13 protein-coding genes are annotated in these 17046 nt (G+C 69.2%); 10 read left to right on the forward strand and 3 right to left on the reverse strand.

The features are described 5' to 3' along the window. Position 1 precedes the first annotated feature (1 nt). From C1926_RS21060 to C1926_RS21085, 6 genes are all read left to right on the forward strand, one after another. On the forward strand, positions 2-364 hold the full coding sequence (locus C1926_RS21060; RefSeq protein ID WP_079222863.1) for a response regulator: 363 nt from the start codon (positions 2-4) through the stop codon (positions 362-364). Further along, on the forward strand, positions 364-894 hold the full coding sequence (locus tag C1926_RS21065; RefSeq protein ID WP_108760549.1) for a chemotaxis protein CheW: 531 nt from the start codon (positions 364-366) through the stop codon (positions 892-894). Before C1926_RS21060 ends, C1926_RS21065 begins: the two co-directional genes overlap by 1 nt. A gap of 41 nt (positions 895-935) precedes the next feature. Continuing rightward, positions 936-2972, forward strand: coding sequence for a methyl-accepting chemotaxis protein (locus C1926_RS21070; protein WP_079222861.1), 2037 nt, complete (start codon positions 936-938; stop codon positions 2970-2972). A 100-nt stretch (positions 2973-3072) separates the two neighbouring features. Then, positions 3073-9672 carry an Hpt domain-containing protein gene (locus tag C1926_RS21075; protein ID WP_108760550.1) on the forward strand — a complete coding sequence of 2200 codons (6600 nt, stop codon included), beginning with the start codon at positions 3073-3075 and terminating at the stop codon, positions 9670-9672. Beyond that, complete coding sequence (locus C1926_RS21080; RefSeq protein WP_108760779.1) at positions 9659-10993, forward strand: chemotaxis protein CheB; 1335 nt, start codon at positions 9659-9661, stop codon at positions 10991-10993. Before C1926_RS21075 ends, C1926_RS21080 begins: the two co-directional genes overlap by 14 nt. Next, complete coding sequence (locus tag C1926_RS21085; RefSeq protein WP_079222859.1) at positions 10990-11454, forward strand: chemotaxis protein CheW; 465 nt, start codon at positions 10990-10992, stop codon at positions 11452-11454. Before C1926_RS21080 ends, C1926_RS21085 begins: the two co-directional genes overlap by 4 nt. Before the next feature lie 132 nt (positions 11455-11586). Here the strand turns inward: C1926_RS21085 and C1926_RS21090 are convergent, their stop codons facing one another. Together C1926_RS21090 and bioA are read right to left on the reverse strand one after the other, a co-directional pair. Further along, positions 11587-12324 carry a 16S rRNA (uracil(1498)-N(3))-methyltransferase gene (locus C1926_RS21090; RefSeq protein ID WP_079222858.1) on the reverse strand — a complete coding sequence of 246 codons (738 nt, stop codon included), beginning with the start codon at positions 12322-12324 and terminating at the stop codon, positions 11587-11589. Continuing rightward, positions 12315-13706 carry an adenosylmethionine--8-amino-7-oxononanoate transaminase gene (bioA, locus tag C1926_RS21095; RefSeq protein ID WP_216822035.1) on the reverse strand — a complete coding sequence of 464 codons (1392 nt, stop codon included), beginning with the start codon at positions 13704-13706 and terminating at the stop codon, positions 12315-12317. The genes C1926_RS21090 and bioA overlap by 10 nt, the downstream gene beginning before the upstream one ends. Before the next feature lie 77 nt (positions 13707-13783). Here bioA and nudE point away from each other — a divergent pair, with 77 nt between their 5' ends. The 4 genes from nudE to C1926_RS21115 are packed head-to-tail and all read left to right on the forward strand — an operon-like array spanning position 13784 to position 16317. Next, positions 13784-14347: an ADP compounds hydrolase NudE gene (gene nudE / locus C1926_RS21100; RefSeq protein WP_108760552.1), complete on the forward strand. Its 564-nt coding sequence runs from the start codon at positions 13784-13786 to the stop codon at positions 14345-14347. Further along, a complete protein-coding gene (cysQ, locus tag C1926_RS21105) occupies positions 14344-15147 on the forward strand; it encodes a 3'(2'),5'-bisphosphate nucleotidase CysQ (RefSeq protein ID WP_108747213.1) in 804 nt (267 codons plus the stop codon). The genes nudE and cysQ overlap by 4 nt, the downstream gene beginning before the upstream one ends. Before the next feature lie 13 nt (positions 15148-15160). Further along, on the forward strand, positions 15161-15994 hold the full coding sequence (mazG, locus tag C1926_RS21110) for a nucleoside triphosphate pyrophosphohydrolase (RefSeq protein WP_108760553.1): 834 nt from the start codon (positions 15161-15163) through the stop codon (positions 15992-15994). Continuing rightward, positions 15991-16317 (forward strand): YnfA family protein, encoded by a 327-nt coding sequence (locus C1926_RS21115; RefSeq protein ID WP_079222853.1) that lies wholly within the window; start codon positions 15991-15993, stop codon positions 16315-16317. The genes mazG and C1926_RS21115 overlap by 4 nt, the downstream gene beginning before the upstream one ends. A 107-nt stretch (positions 16318-16424) precedes the next feature. On the opposite strand, the gene C1926_RS21120 is transcribed toward C1926_RS21115, so the two are convergent. Next, positions 16425-17046, reverse strand: a 622-nt coding sequence (locus tag C1926_RS21120) for a transposase (protein WP_216822036.1), incomplete at its 5' end; no start/stop codon positions are given.

The following is a 17046-nucleotide window of genomic DNA, read 5'->3' on the forward strand; positions in this document are numbered from 1 at the left end:
AATGGCTCGTATCGTCCTGATCGAGGATTCACCGACCGACCGCGCGGTGTTCACCCAGTGGCTGCGCCGTGCCGGCCACGAGGTGCTGGAAGCGGACAACGCCGAGGATGGCCTGCAGCTGGTGCGTGACCAGGTTCCGCAGCTGGTGCTGATGGACGTGGTCCTGCCCGGCATGAGCGGGTTCCAGGCCACCCGTGCGATGGCCCGCGACGCGGCGATCAAGCACATCCCGGTCATCATCGTCAGCACCAAGGCGATGGAGACCGACAAGGCGTGGGGCCTGCGCCAGGGCGCGGCCGATTACATCGTCAAGCCGCCGCGCGAGGAAGACCTGATCGCGCGCATCAACGAACTGGTGGCCTGATGCGTTCGCCCTTCGACATTCTTGAAGCCTATGAACGGCGCAGCCTGTCCCATGCGGTGCAGCTGCCCGGGCGGCAGTTCGCCGAGGACATCTGGCGTGGCGTCGGTTTCCGCGTGGGACAGCGCCGGCTGGTGTCCGATTTCCGCGAAGTGGTGGAAATCGTGCCGATGCCGCCGGTGACCCCGGTGCCCTGTGCGCAGCCCTGGCTGCTGGGCGTGGGCAACCTGCGCGGCAACCTGTTCCCGGTGGTCGACCTGAAGTATTTCCTGGAAGGCACGCGCACCGTGCAGCAGGAAGGCCAGCGCGTGCTGATCATGCGCCAGGCCGGCGGCGACGTCGCCCTGACCATCGACGAGCTGTTTGGCCAGCGCAGTTTCGAACTGGGCCAGCAGGTCCAGGCCGGCACCCTGGCCGAAGGCCGCTACGGTCACTTCGTCGATCGCGCCTTCCATGCCGATGGCTACGACTGGGGCGTGTTCTCGCTCTCGTTGCTGTCGCGCACCCCTGAATTCCGGCAAGCCGCGGCCTGAGGCCGGGCAACGCCCCCTGCATTGAAGATCGAGGTTGAACGATGAGTACTGCTTCGGACGCCCCCAAGACCGGCAAGCTGCGGCTGGGCGGCAGCAACCTCTGGCTGGCCCTGCTGGCCCTGTCGATGATCCTGTTCGGTGTGAACACCGGCGTATCCACCTGGCAGGGCAGCCGCCTGGCCGACGCCGGTTCCAAGGCGGCCGACCTGCAGGTGCTCTCGCAGCAGCTGGCCAACCAGGGCCGTGACGCCGTGGGCGGCAACGCGCAGTCGTTCACCGCCTTCAAGGCCACCCGCAACGCCATCGAGCAGAACGTGTCCACGCTGCAGGGCCGCTACGGCAACGAGCCGGGCGTGTCCAAGGCGATCACCCGCCTGTCCGACACCTGGACGCCGCTGGGCAAGCAGGCCGGCCAGCTGGTGGCCAGCGAGCCGGCGGTGCTGGCGCTGGCCGGCAACGCCAACAACTTCACCGGCGCCGTGCCGGGCCTGCAGGCCCAGCTGAACGAGCTGGTGCGCGCGATGTCCGCCTCCGGTGCCCCGGCATCGCAGGTGTACAGCGCCCTGCAGCAGGTCGTGGTGGCCGGTTCGATGGCCCGCCGCGTGACCGAAATGCGCGCCGGCGGCACCGCCGCGGCCGCTTCGGGCGACGCGCTGGCCCGCGACATCACCGTGTTCTCGCAGGTGCTCGATGGCCTGCGCAACGGCAACGAAGACCTCGGCATCACCGCTGTGCGCGGTGCCGGCGCCGTGGCCGCGCTGGAACAGTCGCAGCAGAAGTGGGAAGCGATGAAGCAGGACGCCGACGCGATCCTGGCCAGCTCGCGCCAGCTGTTTGCCGCGCAGTCGGCAGCCAACGCGCTGGGCCAGGGCTCCGCGCGCATGCTGGACGACAGCCGCAAGCTGTTCGAAGCGTTCTCCTCGTTCGGCTCGGTGTCCGATACCCGCCTGTTCCCGAACTTCTGGATCGGCGTGGTGTCCGGTGCGCTGTCGCTGATCGCGATCATCGGCTTCGTCTCCACCAGCGTGCGCAGCCGTTCGCGCGAGCAGGAACTGCGTTACCAGACCCAGGTGGAATTCAACAGCCGCAACCAGCAGGCGATCATGCGGCTGCTGGACGAAATCTCCTCGCTGGGTGAGGGCGACCTGACGGTGAAGGCCTCGGTGACCGAGGACATGACCGGCGCGATCGCAGACGCGATCAACTACGCCGTCGACGAACTGCGCCACCTGGTGACCACCATCAACGACACCTCGGCCAAGGTCGCCGTGTCCACCCAGGAAACCCAGGCCACCGCGATGCAGCTGGCGGAGGCCGCCGGCCACCAGGCCAACCAGATCACCTCGGCCTCGGACCGCATCGGCGAAATCGCAGCGAGCATCGAACAAGTGTCGCGCAACTCGGCCGAGTCGGCCGACGTGGCACAGCGCTCGGTGGTCATCGCCGCCGAGGGTGCCGGCGTGGTGCGCGAAACCATCCAGGGCATGGACCAGATCCGCGACCAGATCCAGGAAACCTCCAAGCGCATCAAGCGCCTGGGCGAGTCCTCGCAGGAGATCGGCTCGATCGTGGAACTGATCAACGACATTTCCGAGCAGACCAACATCCTGGCGTTGAACGCCGCCGTGCAGGCCGCATCGGCCGGTGAAGCCGGTCGCGGTTTCGCGGTCGTGGCCGACGAAGTGCAGCGCCTGGCAGAACGTACCTCGGGTGCGACCCGACGCATCGAAAACCTGGTCCAGGCCATTCAGGCCGATACCAACGAAGCGGTCACCTCGATGGAACAGACCACCGCCGAAGTGGTGTCCGGCGCGCGCCTGGCCGAGGACGCCGGCACCGCACTGACCGAGATCGAGCGCGTGTCCAACGCCCTCAATACCCTCATCAAGAACATCTCCATCGCCGCCCAGCAGCAGTCCGCGGCGGCCTCGGACATCACCCGCACGATGGGCGTGATCCGCCAGATCACCGGCCAGACCTCGCAGGGTGCCGGTCAGACCGCCGAGTCGATCGGCCACCTGGCGCAGTTGGCGGCCGACCTGCGTCGTTCGGTCGCCGACTTCAAGCTGCCGGCGTGACGCGGGCAGGGCGGCGAGCAAGGAATCATTCGATGAAGCATTTCCATTTCCCACGCCAGAATGCGCGCGGCCTCCGCGCGGCGGCGACCGGAGCGCGTCCATGAGCAGCCTGCGCGATGCGATGAGCCATGCAGCGCTGGGCTGGGTCAAGCCGGAGCTGGACGAGACCCTGCGCCAGGTGCGCCACGAGGTCGAGTACTTCGCCGAGGACCCGGCTGACGGCAGCCGCATGCGCATCTGCGCCGGCTACCTGCACCAGGTGCAGGGCACCCTGCGCATGGTCGAGCTGTATGCCCCGGCGATGGTGGCCGAGGAACTGGAACAGCTGGCCGTGGCCGTCGGCGAAGGCCGCGTGGCCGACCGCGACGAGGCCTGCGCCACGCTGATGCGCGGCAGCGTGCTGCTGCCCGATTACCTGGAACGCCTGCAGAACGGCCACCGCGATATTCCCATCGTGCTGATGCCGCTGCTGAACGAGATCCGCGCCGCGCGTGGCGAGGAAGGCGTGAATGACAGCGTGCTGTTCGCCTTTGCACCGGACAGCGTCAGCGCCACCGAAGCCGAGCTGGACCACGCCCGTGGCAGCCTGAGCGGGCGCAACCGCGAGCTGCTCGACACCGTCGGCAGCGCGGTCAAGGAAGAACTGCTGCAGGTCAAGGATGCCCTGGACCTGCACCTGCGCACCGGCGGTGCGCCGCAGCAGCTGCAGGAACAGGTGACCAAGCTGGGTGCCGTCGGCGATACGCTGGGCATGATGGGCCTGGGCGCTGCCCGCAGCGTGGTCGCGCAGCAGCGCGATGCGTTGCTGGCCGTGGTCGAAGGCCGCCAGCAGATCGACGAGGACATGCTGCTGGATATCGCCGGCGCACTGCTCTATGTCGACGCGTCGCTGGACGACCAGGTCGCCCATCTGGGCGCCGGTGGCAGTGGCGAGGATGACCCGAGCGCGGTGGAGAACCGGCGCACGGTGGAAGTGCTGGCGCACGAGGCGATCGCCAATTTCGCCGCCGCCCGCGAGCATTTCGTCGCGTTCATCGAAACCAGCTGGAACCATGCCGAACTGCAGGACGTGCCGCGCCTGCTGGGCGATGTGTCCGGTGCGCTGCGCATGCTCGACCTGGGCACCGCCGCCGACTACCTGCGTGGCGTGCAGCAGTACATCGAGGCCGAACTGATCGGTCGCCAGCGCGTGCCCAGTGGCCGCCAGCTGGACACGCTGGCCGATGCCATGGCCAGCCTGGAGTACTACCTGGAAGCGCTGCGTGACCGCCGCCCGGGTCGCGAAGACATTCTCGACATCACCCGCAGCAGCCTGGAAACCCTGCGCTACTGGCCGCTGCCCGAGCGCGCCAGCGCCAGCACCGAGGCCGACGCGGTGCAGCCCATCGTGCGCGAAGGCGTGGCAGTGGCCGCCGCGCCGCTGCAGCTGGATCCGGTGGAGATCGACGTGCAGCCTGCCGCACCGGCGCCGGGCGAGGTCCCGCCGTCGCTGCCGGACTTCACCTTCGATCCGCTGCCTGCTGCGCCGGTGGCCGACAACAGCCTGATGTTCGGTGCGCTGGGCGGGCAGGACACTGCCGCCACCCCGGAACAGGCCGAACCGGCGTCGTTGCTGTTCGCCGCTTCCACTGCGCCGGCACCGAGCGTGCCGCAGTGGGAGCTGGGCAGCCACGAGCCTGCGCCCGCCGCCGATGAGCGCGCGCCGACCTTCAACAGCTTCGATCCGGTCAGCTTCGACTCGGTCAGCCTCGATCTGGTGGGCGCCGAGCACGTGCAGGCGGCCCCGCAGTGGTCGCTGTCCGAGGTGGCCGATGCACAGGCCGATGAAGGCGACGCGCTGGTGCTGGAAGACAGCGTCGAGGACTTCAGCTTTGCCGCGCTGGACGAAGCCGCCACGGGCGCTTCGCTGGAGCTTTCCGCTGCCCCGGCGTTCGACCCGGTGGCCGCCGAGCATGACGCCCCGGCGATGCTGGACGATGTGGTGTTCCACTTCGACAACAGCGCCCTGGACAACGCCGATGACGTGCTGTCGCTGCAGGCGATGGAAACGCTGTCGCTGGACGAGGAACTGGACGCGCCGCAGCCGGTGGTCGAGTTCGCCGACGCCGTCGAGGCTGCGCCGGTCGAAGCACTGGCGCCTGCCGCGACCATCGAGCCGGTCGAGCACATCGACATGGCCGACGTCGCTGCCGAGGCTGCGCCGGTCGAAATGATCGAAGCCCTGGCCGCCGCCGAGACCGGCGCGGACGAGGGCCTGGCGACCGTTGCGGCACCTGCCGCGACCGTGTCCCTGGTCGACGTCGATACCATTGCGCCGATCGATTTCAGCGAGGCCGACGCGCAGTTCTTCGCTGAACTGAGCGCCGCGGCCGCCGAATTCGACCCGCAGGCCGCACCGGCCGCACCGGTTGCCGACGTCGCCGCCGAGGCCGTCGAAGCGGCCGGTTTCGAGGCCGGTTTCGACGATGACGCCGAGAACATCGACCAGGACATCCGCGAGGTGTTCCTGGAAGAGTTCGACGACGAGATGGGCAATCTCGGTTCGCTGCTGCCGGCCTGGCGCACGCAGCCGGACAACATGGACCGGCTGCGCCCGATCCGTCGCGTCTTCCACACCCTCAAGGGCAGTGGCCGCCTGGTCGGCGCCCGCACCCTGGGCGAATTCGCCTGGAAGATCGAGGGCATGCTCAACCGCGTGCTCGAGGGCAAGCGTGCAGCCACCCCGGCCGTGCTGGCGATGGTCGACCACGCCAACGCCGCGCTGCCGCAGCTGAACGCCGCGCTGCGCGATGGCCAGCGTGTCACCGTCGATCTGCAGGCAATGCAGGCCATTGCCGATCGCGTTGCCGTAGGTGAGGAAACCTTCTACGTGCCGCTGCCGGTTGCCGCTGCACCGCAGCCGGCCGTGCCGGCCGAAGTCGAGGCCTTTGTCGCCGAGCCCGTGGCCGAGCCGGTCGGTACCCCGGCCAACATCGACAGCGTGCTGCGCGAGATCCTGGAAGCCGAGGTGGACGTCCACCTGGCGACGCTGCAGCAGTGGCTGCAGTCGGCACAGCAGGCCGAGCAGCCGGTGAACGATGCGCTGCTGCGCGCCGTGCACACCATGAACGGCGCCTTCGCGATGACCGAAGTGCCGGAGATCACCGCCGTCACCGGCGCTGCCGAGTCCTACATCAAGCGTGCGCTGGCCGCCGAGGTAGTGCCGGGCGCCGAGGCGCTGGGTGCGTTGCAGGCGACCGCGCAGGCGATCAGCGCAACCATGGAAGCGCTGCAGGCTGAACAGCCGCGCATCGCACCGCAGGCCGAGCTGGCGCAGCGCCTGCAGGCGCTGGCCGCTGAGCTGCCGGAAGCACGCTGGCCGATGGTCGGCCTGGACCTGGACGACGAAGATTTCGACGAAGTCGAAGCCGAAGCCGAAGCGGAAGCTGAAGCGGAGGTCGCGGCCGACGTTGAAGCGCCTGCCGACGCCGCTGTGCCGGTGGCCGAAGCCGAGCCTGACGTCGGCCTTGAGGCTGCCGAACTGACCGGTGGCGAAGATCTGTCGCGCTACTTCGACGCCGGTTGGCCGTCGATGCCGGAGGCCGCTGCCACGCTGCCGGCGGAGATCGAAGGCGACGCTGCCGTTGAAGCCATCGAAGCCGATGACGTTGCTGAAATCGCTGAAACCGCGCAGGACGCGGCTGAAGCCGCGCCGGTTGCGATCGATGTGGACGCCGCCTGTCTGACCGCCGTCGACGACCTGTCGCCCTACCTCGACGCCAGCGCGCTGCCTGTGGACGACCGGGATCCGGAAGACGCCGAGGTTGCGGCGGAGAATGACGCAATTGCCTCGGAAGCTCCGATGCAGGCGCCGGTCATCGAATATGCCGATGAAGACATCGAGGCACTGGCCCTCGACAGCGACGCATCCAGCCTTCAGGATGAAATGGCTGTGCCGGGCTTCGCAGAACCGGTCTCGCTGGAAGCCGCGCTCGACGCCGGCCTGCACGTGATCGAGGAAGAACAGGCGCAGGACGAGGACGGCCAGTGGCCGGTGCTCGGCCTGCAGGCCAGCGAACTCGCGCCGGGCGAGGCGGAAGCCTTTGCCGAGGATGCGGACGTCGGCGGGGAGGCGGCGGTCGGTGAAGGAGAGAGCGCCGACCTGCCGTCCCCGGCGACGGTGAATGACGAGGTGTCGGCCGATGCCGTGGCTGATGCCGTGGCCGATGCCGCCGCGCCGGTGCGCCTGTTCGAGATGGAAGAGGCACCGGGTCACAGCCAGGATGCCGTAGTGCACGCGCCTGAAGTGGTCGCCGTTGAAGCTGAGCCCGTCGAAGCCGTCGAAGCCGTGGAAGCCGACGCCGAACAGCTCGACTTCAGCATCTATGACCGCGAGCTGGTCGACATCTTCGTCGAGGAAGGCAAGGACCTGCTCGACCACTGCGATGGGCTGATCAGCGAGCTGCGCGATGCACCGCAGGACCGCGAAGTGGTGGCCGGGCTGCAGCGCGACCTGCACACGCTCAAGGGCGGTGCGCGCATGGCCGGCATCAACGCCATCGGCGACCTCGGCCACAGCATCGAATCGCTGCTGGAAGCCGTGGCCGCCGGCCGCACCGAGATCGAGCGCCGCGACGTGCAGCTGCTGGAGCGGGGCTTCGACCGCCTGCACCAGCTGCTCACCCGCACCGGCGACCACCGCGTGGTCGAGCCGGCGCAGGATCTGGTGGAGGCCTTCGAGGCCCGTACCCGCAGCGACGCCGCCGTCGCCGCCAGCACCAGCGCAGGCATCGCCGAGGAGGCCGTCGAGGCACCGGTTGCCGCCGCGCCGCTGGCCCTGGCCGACGCACCGCTGTCGGCACCGCTGCCGGTGGAAGGCACGCCGGACGAAGATCCGCTGGCCCGCCCGCAGCAGGAACAGGTGCGCGTGCGCGCCGACCTGCTCGACCGCCTGGTCAACCATGCCGGTGAAGTGGCGATCTACCGCTCGCGCCTGGAGCAGCAGCTGGGTGCCTTCCGTGGCGCCATGGGCGAACTGGAGCGCACCAATGCGCGACTGCGCGACCAGCTGCGCCGCCTCGATCTGGAAACCGAAGCGCAGATCGTCGCCCGTTACCAGCGCGAGCAGGACCAGGCCGACCAGAAGTTCGATCCGCTGGAACTGGACCGCTTCTCCACCCTGCAGCAGCTCAGCCGCGCGCTGAACGAGTCCGCAGCCGACTTGGGTGGCCTGCAGGGCGTGCTGGACGATCTGTCGCGCCAGTACGACTCCCTGCTGCAGCAGCAGTCGCGCGTCAGCTCGGAACTGCAGGACGGCCTGATGCGTGCGCGCATGGTGCCGTTCGACGGCCTGGTGCCGCGCCTGCGCCGTGTCGTCCGCCAGGCGGGCATGGACACCAGCAAGCAGGTCCACCTGACCCTGGAAGGTACCCACGGCGAACTGGACCGTAACGTCCTGGACCGCATGGTCGCGCCGCTGGAACACATGCTGCGCAACTCGGTGGCCCATGGCCTGGAAGCACCGGAACAGCGTCGCGCCGCCGGCAAGCCGGAAGAGGGCGAGATCGCCATCCGCCTGCACCGCGAAGGCTCGGAAATCGTGCTGGAAGTGGCCGATGACGGTGCCGGCCTGGACCGCGAGGCGATCCGCCGCCGTGCCATCGACCGTGGCCTGCTGGCCGCCGATGCGGCGCCGAACGAACAGGAACTGGACAACCTGATCTTTGCCTCCGGCTTCACCACCGCCGACCAGGTCAGCCAGCTGGCTGGCCGTGGCGTGGGCATGGACGTGGTGCGCAACGAAGTGCGCCAGCTCGGCGGCTCGGTCGACATCCAGTCGGTGCGTGGCCAGGGCGTGCGCTTCACCCTGCGCCTGCCGCAGACGCTGGCCGTCACCCAGGCCGTGTTCGTGCAGATCGGCGAAACCACCTTTGCCGTGCCGGTGGCGTCGGTCAGTGGTATCGGCCGCCTGTCGCGCGAGCGGTTCGAAGCCGCCGACAGCAGCTACCGCTACAGCGGCGAAGACTATCCGCTGTACGACCTAGGCAGCCTGGTCGGGCAGGCCCCGGCGCGCGCCGACGGCCAGGACCAGGTGCCGCTGCTGCTGGTCCGCGCCGGCGACCTGCGTGCCGCCGTGGCGATCGACCAGGTGCTCGGCAACCGCGAAATCGTGGTGAAGCCGGTCGGCCTGCAGATCGCGTCGGTGCCCGGCATCTACGGTGCCACCATCACCGGCGATGGCCGCGTGGTGGTCATCCTCGACGTGGCACCGCTGGTGCGCCGTTACCTTGCCAACCCGATCGCGCCGGTGCAGGAAAACGCACCGCGCCAGGACCGCCAGGTTCCGCTGGTGATGGTGGTCGACGATTCGCTGACCATGCGCAAGGTCACCGGCCGCATCCTGGAGCGCCACAACTTTGAGGTCAGCGTCGCCCGCGACGGTGTCGAAGCACTGGAGCAGCTGGAAGAACGCGTGCCCGACCTGATGCTGCTGGACATCGAAATGCCGCGCATGGACGGGTACGAGCTGGCCACCGCGATGCGCGCCGACCCGCGCTACAAGGACGTGCCGATCGTGATGATCACCTCGCGCAGCGGCGACAAGCATCGCCAGCGCGCCTTCGAGATCGGCGTGCAGCGCTACCTGGGCAAGCCGTACCAGGAGCTGGACCTGATGCGTAACGTGTATGACCTGCTGGGGATCGCCCGTGTCCGTGAGTGACGTCAATCCGGTTCCGGCCGTTGCCCTGCTGGCCCGCCCGGGCGCAGCACGCGAGCGCCTGCGCGAAGCGCTGGCCCATGCCGATGTGCAGATCGTGCTGGAAGATGATCCGGTCACGCTGGAGCCGCAGGCGCTGGCCGATGCCCATCCGCAGTTCGTGGTGATCGCCCTGGAAGCGGCCATCGAAGACGCGCTGGAGCGCCTGGAGCCGGCATTGTCGGCACCGGGCCTGACCCTGGTGTTCGACGAGGCCGAACTGGCCGCGCGCCGCGATGGCTGGGAAGCGCAGCGCTGGGGCCGCCACCTGTCGGCCAAGCTGCACGGCCACCAGCAGGTGCTGCCGCCGGGCGCCGAAGACGAGCCCAGCCTGCAGCTGGAACCGGGCCGGCCTTCGCCGCCGCCGGTGCCGCCAAAGGACGAGGTACTGCACGCGCACATGGAACAGGCCCAGGACTGGGCCGGCGATGTGCCCGCCGACAGCCTGTACGCACCGCCGACGCCGTCGCCCACGTTCGAGCCGGTGTCGCTGGAGCAGCACCTGGCGGCCCTGCAGGCGCTGCCGCCGGAGCCGGCCGCTGATGCAGCCGAGGCACCCGCTGCCGACGCCCCCGTGCCGCCGCCGGTGTCCTTCGATCACACCGCCTGGTCGCTGGTTGATGAGGCCGCCGATGCGCCCGCCGCCGCGCCCGTGCGCAACGAGCCGCCCGCAGTGCCGTCCTTCGAGACCGGCCACCTGAGCCTGGTCGACCTGGATGCCGGCCTGCCGGCCGGCGCGCGCGCCGGCTCGCTGCTGGTGCTGGCCGGCATTGGCGGTCCTGATGCGCTGCGCCGCCTGCTGGGCGCGCTGCCGACCGGGCTGGCCGTGCCGGTGCTGGTGCACATGCGCCTGGACGGTGGCCGCTACGGCAACCTGGTCAAGCAGATGGCGAGGGTTTCACCGCTGCCGGTGCAGCTGGCCGAAGCCGGCCAGCGCGCAACGCCGGGCGAAGTCCACATCCTGTCCGACGACATTGGTGTGCGTGCCGCCGCCGATGGCCTGCATTTCCAGACCGATCCGCTGGGTGTATCGATTGCCGGCCTGCCGGCCGAACACAGCGCCCTGATCCTGCTCAGTGGTGCCGACCTGGCCCATGTCGGCCCGGCGCTGGACCTGGCCGCCGCCGGTGCCTGGGTGGCCGGGCAGGTGGGTGAAGGCTGCTATGACCCCGCCGCGGCGACCGCCGTGGTGGCTGCCGGCATGGTCGCCGGCGAACCGCAGGAACTGGCGCAGGCCATCGCCGCGCGCTGGGGCGTGGACGAGGACAACGGAGAGACGCCATGAGCTACGCAAGCAACGATGAAATCCGTGGCGTCCTGATCCAGTCCGGTGGCGAACGCGTGCTGCTGCCCAATGCCACGGTGGCCGAAATGATGTCGCGCGTGCCGGTCGAACCGGTGGCCGACGCTCCGCGCTGGCTGGTCGGGCAGATCGCCTGGCACGGCTGGCAGGTGCCGCTGCTGTCCTTCGCCCGCCTGTCCGGCCTGGGCGATGAAGTAGTGGGCGGCCACAACAAGGTGGTGGTGCTGAAGGCCCTCAGCGGCAACGCACAGCGCCCGTACTACGCGCTGCTGACGCAGAACTTCCCGCAGCTGATTGCCGTGCCGCGTGACGGCCTGCTGGCCGACGCTTCGGAAGAAACCCTGCCGGACATCGTGCACATGCGCGTGCTGCTGGGTGAACGCAGCGCGCTGCTGCCGAACCTGGACGCGCTGGAATCCGCGCTGGATTCGCTGGCCGCCTGATCACCAGACGGTAGTGCCGGCCGCTGGCCGGCAACCTCATCATTGCGTGGATGCCGGCCAGCGGCCGGCACTACCGCGCTGCCCGCGCTTCGGTAGATGCCGACCTTGGTCGGCACGCCGCAGGCGTTGGCCTTACCCCAGATCCCCCAGCCGTGCCTGCAGCGCTGCAATCGCAGCCAGGCCGGCGGTTTCGGTGCGCAGGATGCGCGGGCCCAGCTGCAGCCCCTGGAAACCGGCCGCCGCCAGCTGGTCGCGATCACGCGGCGACCAGCCACCTTCCGGACCGATCGCAATGACGATGCCACCGGACGGCGCGGCCTGCAGCGTCGACAGCCGGTGCGCGCCCTGCGGGTCCAGCGTCAGCCGCAGCGTATCGGCCGGCAGCGCCGCCGCTGCCTGGGCCAGCGACAGCGGCGGACCCACCTGCGGAATGCGCGCACGCCCGGACTGGCCGCACGCCGAGGTCACCACGTTGTTCCAGTGCGCCACGCGCTTTTCCGCACGCGCCGCATCCAGCTTCACCTCAGTGCGCTCGGCATTCACCGGCACGATGGCGCCCACGCCCAGCTCGGTGGCCTTCTGCAGGATCAGGTCCATTTTCTCGCCACGGGCGATGCCCTGCAGCAGGGTGATCACCAGCGGCGATTCGTTGTCCACGGCCTGCACCGCGTCGATGCGTACCTGCACCTCGCGCTTGCCGGCCACGGTCAGGGTGGCGCTGTAATCGTGGCCATCGCCGTTGAACAGCACGCAGGCATCGCCTTCGCGCAGGCGCATCACCCGCACCAGGTGGTTGGCCGTCTCTTCCGGCAGGGTCACGGTCTGGCCGCTGTGCAGCGCCAGGTCGATGGGGCAGCGGGTCACGCGCATGCAATCGCCTCGTCGATGGCTGCCAGCGTGGTATGTGCCAGCAGCTCCAGTTGTTCGTCATCCACGCAGTAAGGTGGCATCCAGTACAGCACGTCGCCCAGCGGGCGCAGTACCACGCCGCGCTTCAGCGCGGCCTTGTAGGCGTGCAGGCCAAGCCGCAGCGCCGGGTTGAACGGCGTGCGCCGGTTGCCGTCGCGCGACAGCTCGAAGGCCACCACCATGCCGGCCTGGCGCACATCGGCCACGTGCGGGTGGTCGGCGAAGGGCGCGGCCAGCGTGGCCATCACCGCGGCGGTGCCACGGTTGCGGGCGATCACGTCCTCGTCGCGGAAGATATCCAGCGTGGCCAGTGCCGCCGCACAGGCCAGCGGGTTGCCGGTGTAGCTGTGCGAATGCAGGAAGGCGCGTTCGCGCGACTCATCCAGGAAAGCGTCATACAGCGCCTGCGTGGCCAGCACCGCGGCCAGGGGCAGGAAGCCGCCGGTCAGGCCCTTGGACAGGCACATCAGGTCGGGCATCACCCCGGCCTGTTCACAGGCGAACAGCGTGCCGGTGCGGCCGAAGCCGGTGGCGATCTCGTCGGCGATCATGAATGCGCCGTGCGCGTCACACAGTTCGCGCACGCGCTGCAGGTAGACCGGGTCGTGCATGCGCATGCCGCCGGCGCATTGCAGGCGCGGCTCCAGGATCACCGCGCAGATCTCGCCGGGGTGCTGGTCGAACAGGGTGGCCAGGCCGTCGGCGGCCTGTCGCGCACGGTCGGCCGCGCTCTGGCCCGGTTCGGCCAGGTAGGCATCGGGGGAGGGCGCGAACAGGCCTTCGGCCAGCAGCGGCGCATACACGCGGCGGTACAGCGGGATGTCGCCCAGCGCCAGCGCCCCCAGGGTCTCGCCGTGGTAGCCGTTTTCCAGCGCAATGAAGCGTGTGCGCCGGGTCTCGCCGCGGTTCTGGAAGTACTGGAAGGCCATCTTCAGCGCCACTTCCACCCCGGCCGAGCCGTTGTCGGCGTAGAAGACCTTGGCCAGCGGCGCGCGGCCGGGCTGGCGCGGCGCCAGCGCCAGCAGGCGTTCGGCCAGGGTGATCGCCGGTTCATGGCTGAACCCGGCCAGCATCACCTGTTCCAGCTGCCCGGCCTGGGCGGCGATGGCCGCGCCGATGCGCGGTTCGGCATGACCGAACAGATTCGTCCACCAGCTGCTGACCGCATCCAGGTAGCGGTTGCCGTCGTGGTCGATCAGCCAGGCGCCCTGGCCACGCGCGATCGGCACCAGCGGCAGCGTGTCCGGATGCTCGCGCATCTGCGTGCACGGGTGCCACAGCACCTGCAGGTCGCGTTGCTGCCACTGCCGGGCCAGCGGGGAGGGGGTTGGGTCTGCTAGCATTTCGGGCTCATGAACATGTTGCTGCCTGCACATTCTATCGGCCCCGGCGCACGCGCCGGCTGCCGCGGAGATTCCGCATGAACGACGACCGCAGCGGCCGTCGCCTGCCGATCATCCACCGGATCACCGACGAGGAGAACGGCCCCTTCCAGCGCCAGCACCTGGACCTGGAGTTCTCCAACGGTGAACACCGGCGTTTCGAGCGCCTGGTCAGCCGTGGCCATGGCGCGGTGGTGGTGGTGCCGATGCTGGATGAGGAGACCGTCCTGTTGGTGCGTGAATACGCTGCCGGCGTGCACCGCTACGAGCTGGGCCTGGTCAAGGGCCGCATCGATGCCGGCGAAACGCCCGAGCAGGCCGCCGACCGCGAACTGAAGGAAGAGGCCGGCTATGGTGCCCGCCGCGTCGACGTGCTGCGCGCGATGACCCTGGCGCCGACCTACATGAGCCACCAGTCGTGGCTGGTGGTGGCGCGCGATCTCTACCCGGAAAAGCTGGCCGGCGACGAGCCGGAAGAGCTGGAGGTGGTGCCGTGGAAGCTGGCCGACCTGGACCAGCTGATGCTGCGCGAGGACTTCTCCGAAGGGCGCTCGCTGGCCGCGCTGTTCATCGCGCGCCAGTGGCTGCAGGGGCGCCAATGATCAAGCTGACCACCGAGCTGCGCGAAACCACGATCGCCATTGCCCAGGAAGCGGGGCAGGCGATCATGCAGGTCTACAGCGACGGCTTCGATGTCACCCTGAAGGCCGACGACAGCCCGGTCACCGCCGCCGATCTCGCCGCCGACCGGGTCATCCAGCAGGGCCTGCGCCAGCTGACCCCGGACCTGCCGATCCTGTCCGAGGAATCGGCAATGGTGCCGTGGGAACAGCGCCAGCACTGGGGCGCCTACTGGCTGGTCGATCCGCTGGATGGCACCCGCGAATTCGTCAAGCGCAACGGCGAATTCAGCGTCAACATCGCGCTGATCTACCAGGGCGCGCCGGCCTTCGGCGTGGTCCAGGCGCCGGTCACCGGCATCGTCTGGCACGCCATGCGCGGCGAGCTGGCTTACCGCCGCCAGGGCCTGCACGACAGCGTGCTGCGCACCCGCACGCCGGCCACCGCGCCGCTGCGGGTGGCCGCCAGCCGCTCGCACCGCTCGCCGGAAACCATCGCGCTGCTCGAGCGCATGGGCGATATCGAAACCGTGGCGCAGGGCTCGTCGCTGAAGTTCTGCCGCATCGCCGAGGGCGGCCTGGACGTGTACCCGCGGCTGGGCCCGACCTCCGAATGGGACACCGCCGCCGGCCAGTGCGTGCTGCACGCTGCCGGGGGTGCGGTGCTCTCGGCCAGCAGCGGCAAGCCGTTCCGCTACAACCGCCGCAGCACCCTGTTGAACGGCGATTTCATCGCCCTTGGCGACACCAGCCTGCCGTGGCGGGACTGGCTGTCCGACTGACCCTGGAGCCCGCATGAGCGACACCCCCACCGCCGGCAGTGCCGCCAGCACCGAACTGGAGCGCCTGCTGGCGATCATGGCGCGCCTGCGCGATCCGCAGGGCGGTTGCCCCTGGGACCTGGAGCAGGACTTCGCCACCATCGCCCCGTACACCATCGAGGAAGCCTACGAGGTCGCCGATGCGATCGATCGTGGCGACCTGGACGACCTCTGCGACGAACTGGGCGACCTGCTGCTGCAGGTGGTGTTCCATGCGCGCATGGCCGAGGAGCAGGGCGCGTTCGCCTTCGCCGACGTGGCGCGCGCGATCAGCGACAAGATGCAGCGCCGCCATCCGCACGTGTTCGCCGATGCCAGCGTGGACGATGCCGATGGCGTGATGCGCAACTGGGACGCGATCAAGCGCGCCGAGCGTGCCGCCAAGGGCGACCAGGATACCTCGGCGCTGGCCGGCATCTCGCGCGGGCTGCCCGAGTGGCAGCGTGCGGTGAAGCTGCAGTCGCGCGCGGCCAAGGTCGGCTTCGACTGGCCCGGTCCGCTGCCGGTGCTGGACAAGGCTGCCGAGGAGCTGCAGGAACTGCGCGAGGAATTTGAGCGCGGCGACGTCGCCGGCAACAAGGCGCGGCTGCAGGAAGAGCTGGGTGACCTGCTGTTCGTCTGCGCCAACCTGGCCCGCCATGCCGACCTCGACCTGGGCGCGGCCCTGCGCGGTGCCAACCACAAGTTCGAGCGGCGCTTCCGGGCAATGGAAGCGCAGGCAGAAGTGCAGGGCGGTGCGTTGGCGGGGATGGACCTGGATGCACAGGAAGCGTTGTGGCAGCACGCCAAGGCGGCGGAGAAGGCGTGAAGACCCTCGCCCTGTTCCTGCTGACCGCGCTGGCGGAGATCGTCGGCTGTTACCTGCCGTGGCTGTGGCTGCGCAAGGGCGGCAGCGTGTGGCTGCTGCTGCCGGCCGCGGCCAGCCTGGCCCTGTTCGCCTGGCTGCTGACCCTGCACCCCACCGCCAGCGGCCGCGTGTATGCCGCCTACGGTGGCGTCTACATCGGCACCGCGCTGTTCTGGCTGTGGCTGGTCGATGGCATCCGCCCCAGCCGCTGGGACCTGCTGGGCGCCGCACTGTGCCTGGCGGGCATGGCGGTGATCATGTTCGGGCCGCGCCAGCCGGTGTGATGGCGGCGCCTGCTTCTCCGTAGAGTCGAGCTTGCTCGACTGCTTTCGATCTTCTGTAGAGCCGAGCCATGCTCGGCTGCTTTCGATCTTCTGTAGCAACTGTCTTGTTAGGCGGAGGCCATCTGGGCCTCCGCGTCCCGCTTGCGGGCGTTGAGGATCACCAGCATCTTGCGCATCACCGCGACCAGGGCCACCTTGCCTGGCTTGCCTTGGTTGACGAGGGATTCAAAGAATTCCTTGAGCCGGGGCTCATAGCGTTTGGCGGTCAGCGCTGCCATGTAGAGCGCTTCGCGTACAACGGCACGGCCACCGGTGATACTCCGTCGTCCTTTCCAGGTGCCGCTTTCGCGGCTCATGGGGGCAACCCCTACCAACGCCGAGATGGCTTTCCCACTGAGCCTTCCCAGCTCCGGCAGCTCGCAGGCCAGGGTTGCCATCAGCACCGGGCCAGCGCCTTTGAGCTTGGCAAAATCACGCCATCCATCCTGCTCGGCCAAGAGCGCTGCGATGATGGAATCGAGCTGCTTGATGCTCCTCTGGATCTCGCGCAGATGCTGATTCAGCATGGAAATCAGGCTGGGTTCGCTGAACGCGCGCATGCGCTGATGCTCGCTCACCCGCATCTGCACCAGATGGCGCCGACGCTGGCAGAGCTCACCCAGACGGCGCTGCCAGGCCGCTGGCGGGACGTAGCGGGTCAGCTTGAGAGCGTCGGCCATGTGAGCCAAA

This window comes from Stenotrophomonas sp. ZAC14A_NAIMI4_1 (assembly GCF_003086915.1).
Classification (GTDB): domain Bacteria; phylum Pseudomonadota; class Gammaproteobacteria; order Xanthomonadales; family Xanthomonadaceae; genus Stenotrophomonas.

Excerpts from the sequence above, each read along its gene's own strand:
- C1926_RS21060 (WP_079222863.1), top strand. The coding sequence starts at position 2 with ATGGCTCGTATCGTCCTGATCGAGGATTCACCGACCGACCGCGCGGTG.
- C1926_RS21065 (WP_108760549.1), top strand. The coding sequence starts at position 364 with ATGCGTTCGCCCTTCGACATTCTTGAAGCCTATGAACGGCGCAGCCTG.
- C1926_RS21070 (WP_079222861.1), top strand. The coding sequence starts at position 936 with ATGAGTACTGCTTCGGACGCCCCCAAGACCGGCAAGCTGCGGCTGGGC.
- C1926_RS21075 (WP_108760550.1), top strand. The coding sequence starts at position 3,073 with ATGAGCAGCCTGCGCGATGCGATGAGCCATGCAGCGCTGGGCTGGGTC.
- C1926_RS21085 (WP_079222859.1), top strand. The coding sequence starts at position 10,990 with ATGAGCTACGCAAGCAACGATGAAATCCGTGGCGTCCTGATCCAGTCC.
- C1926_RS21090 (WP_079222858.1), bottom strand. The coding sequence starts at position 12,324 with ATGCGCGTGACCCGCTGCCCCATCGACCTGGCGCTGCACAGCGGCCAG.
- bioA (WP_216822035.1), bottom strand. The coding sequence starts at position 13,706 with ATGCTAGCAGACCCAACCCCCTCCCCGCTGGCCCGGCAGTGGCAGCAA.
- nudE (WP_108760552.1), top strand. The coding sequence starts at position 13,784 with ATGAACGACGACCGCAGCGGCCGTCGCCTGCCGATCATCCACCGGATC.
- cysQ (WP_108747213.1), top strand. The coding sequence starts at position 14,344 with ATGATCAAGCTGACCACCGAGCTGCGCGAAACCACGATCGCCATTGCC.
- mazG (WP_108760553.1), top strand. The coding sequence starts at position 15,161 with ATGAGCGACACCCCCACCGCCGGCAGTGCCGCCAGCACCGAACTGGAG.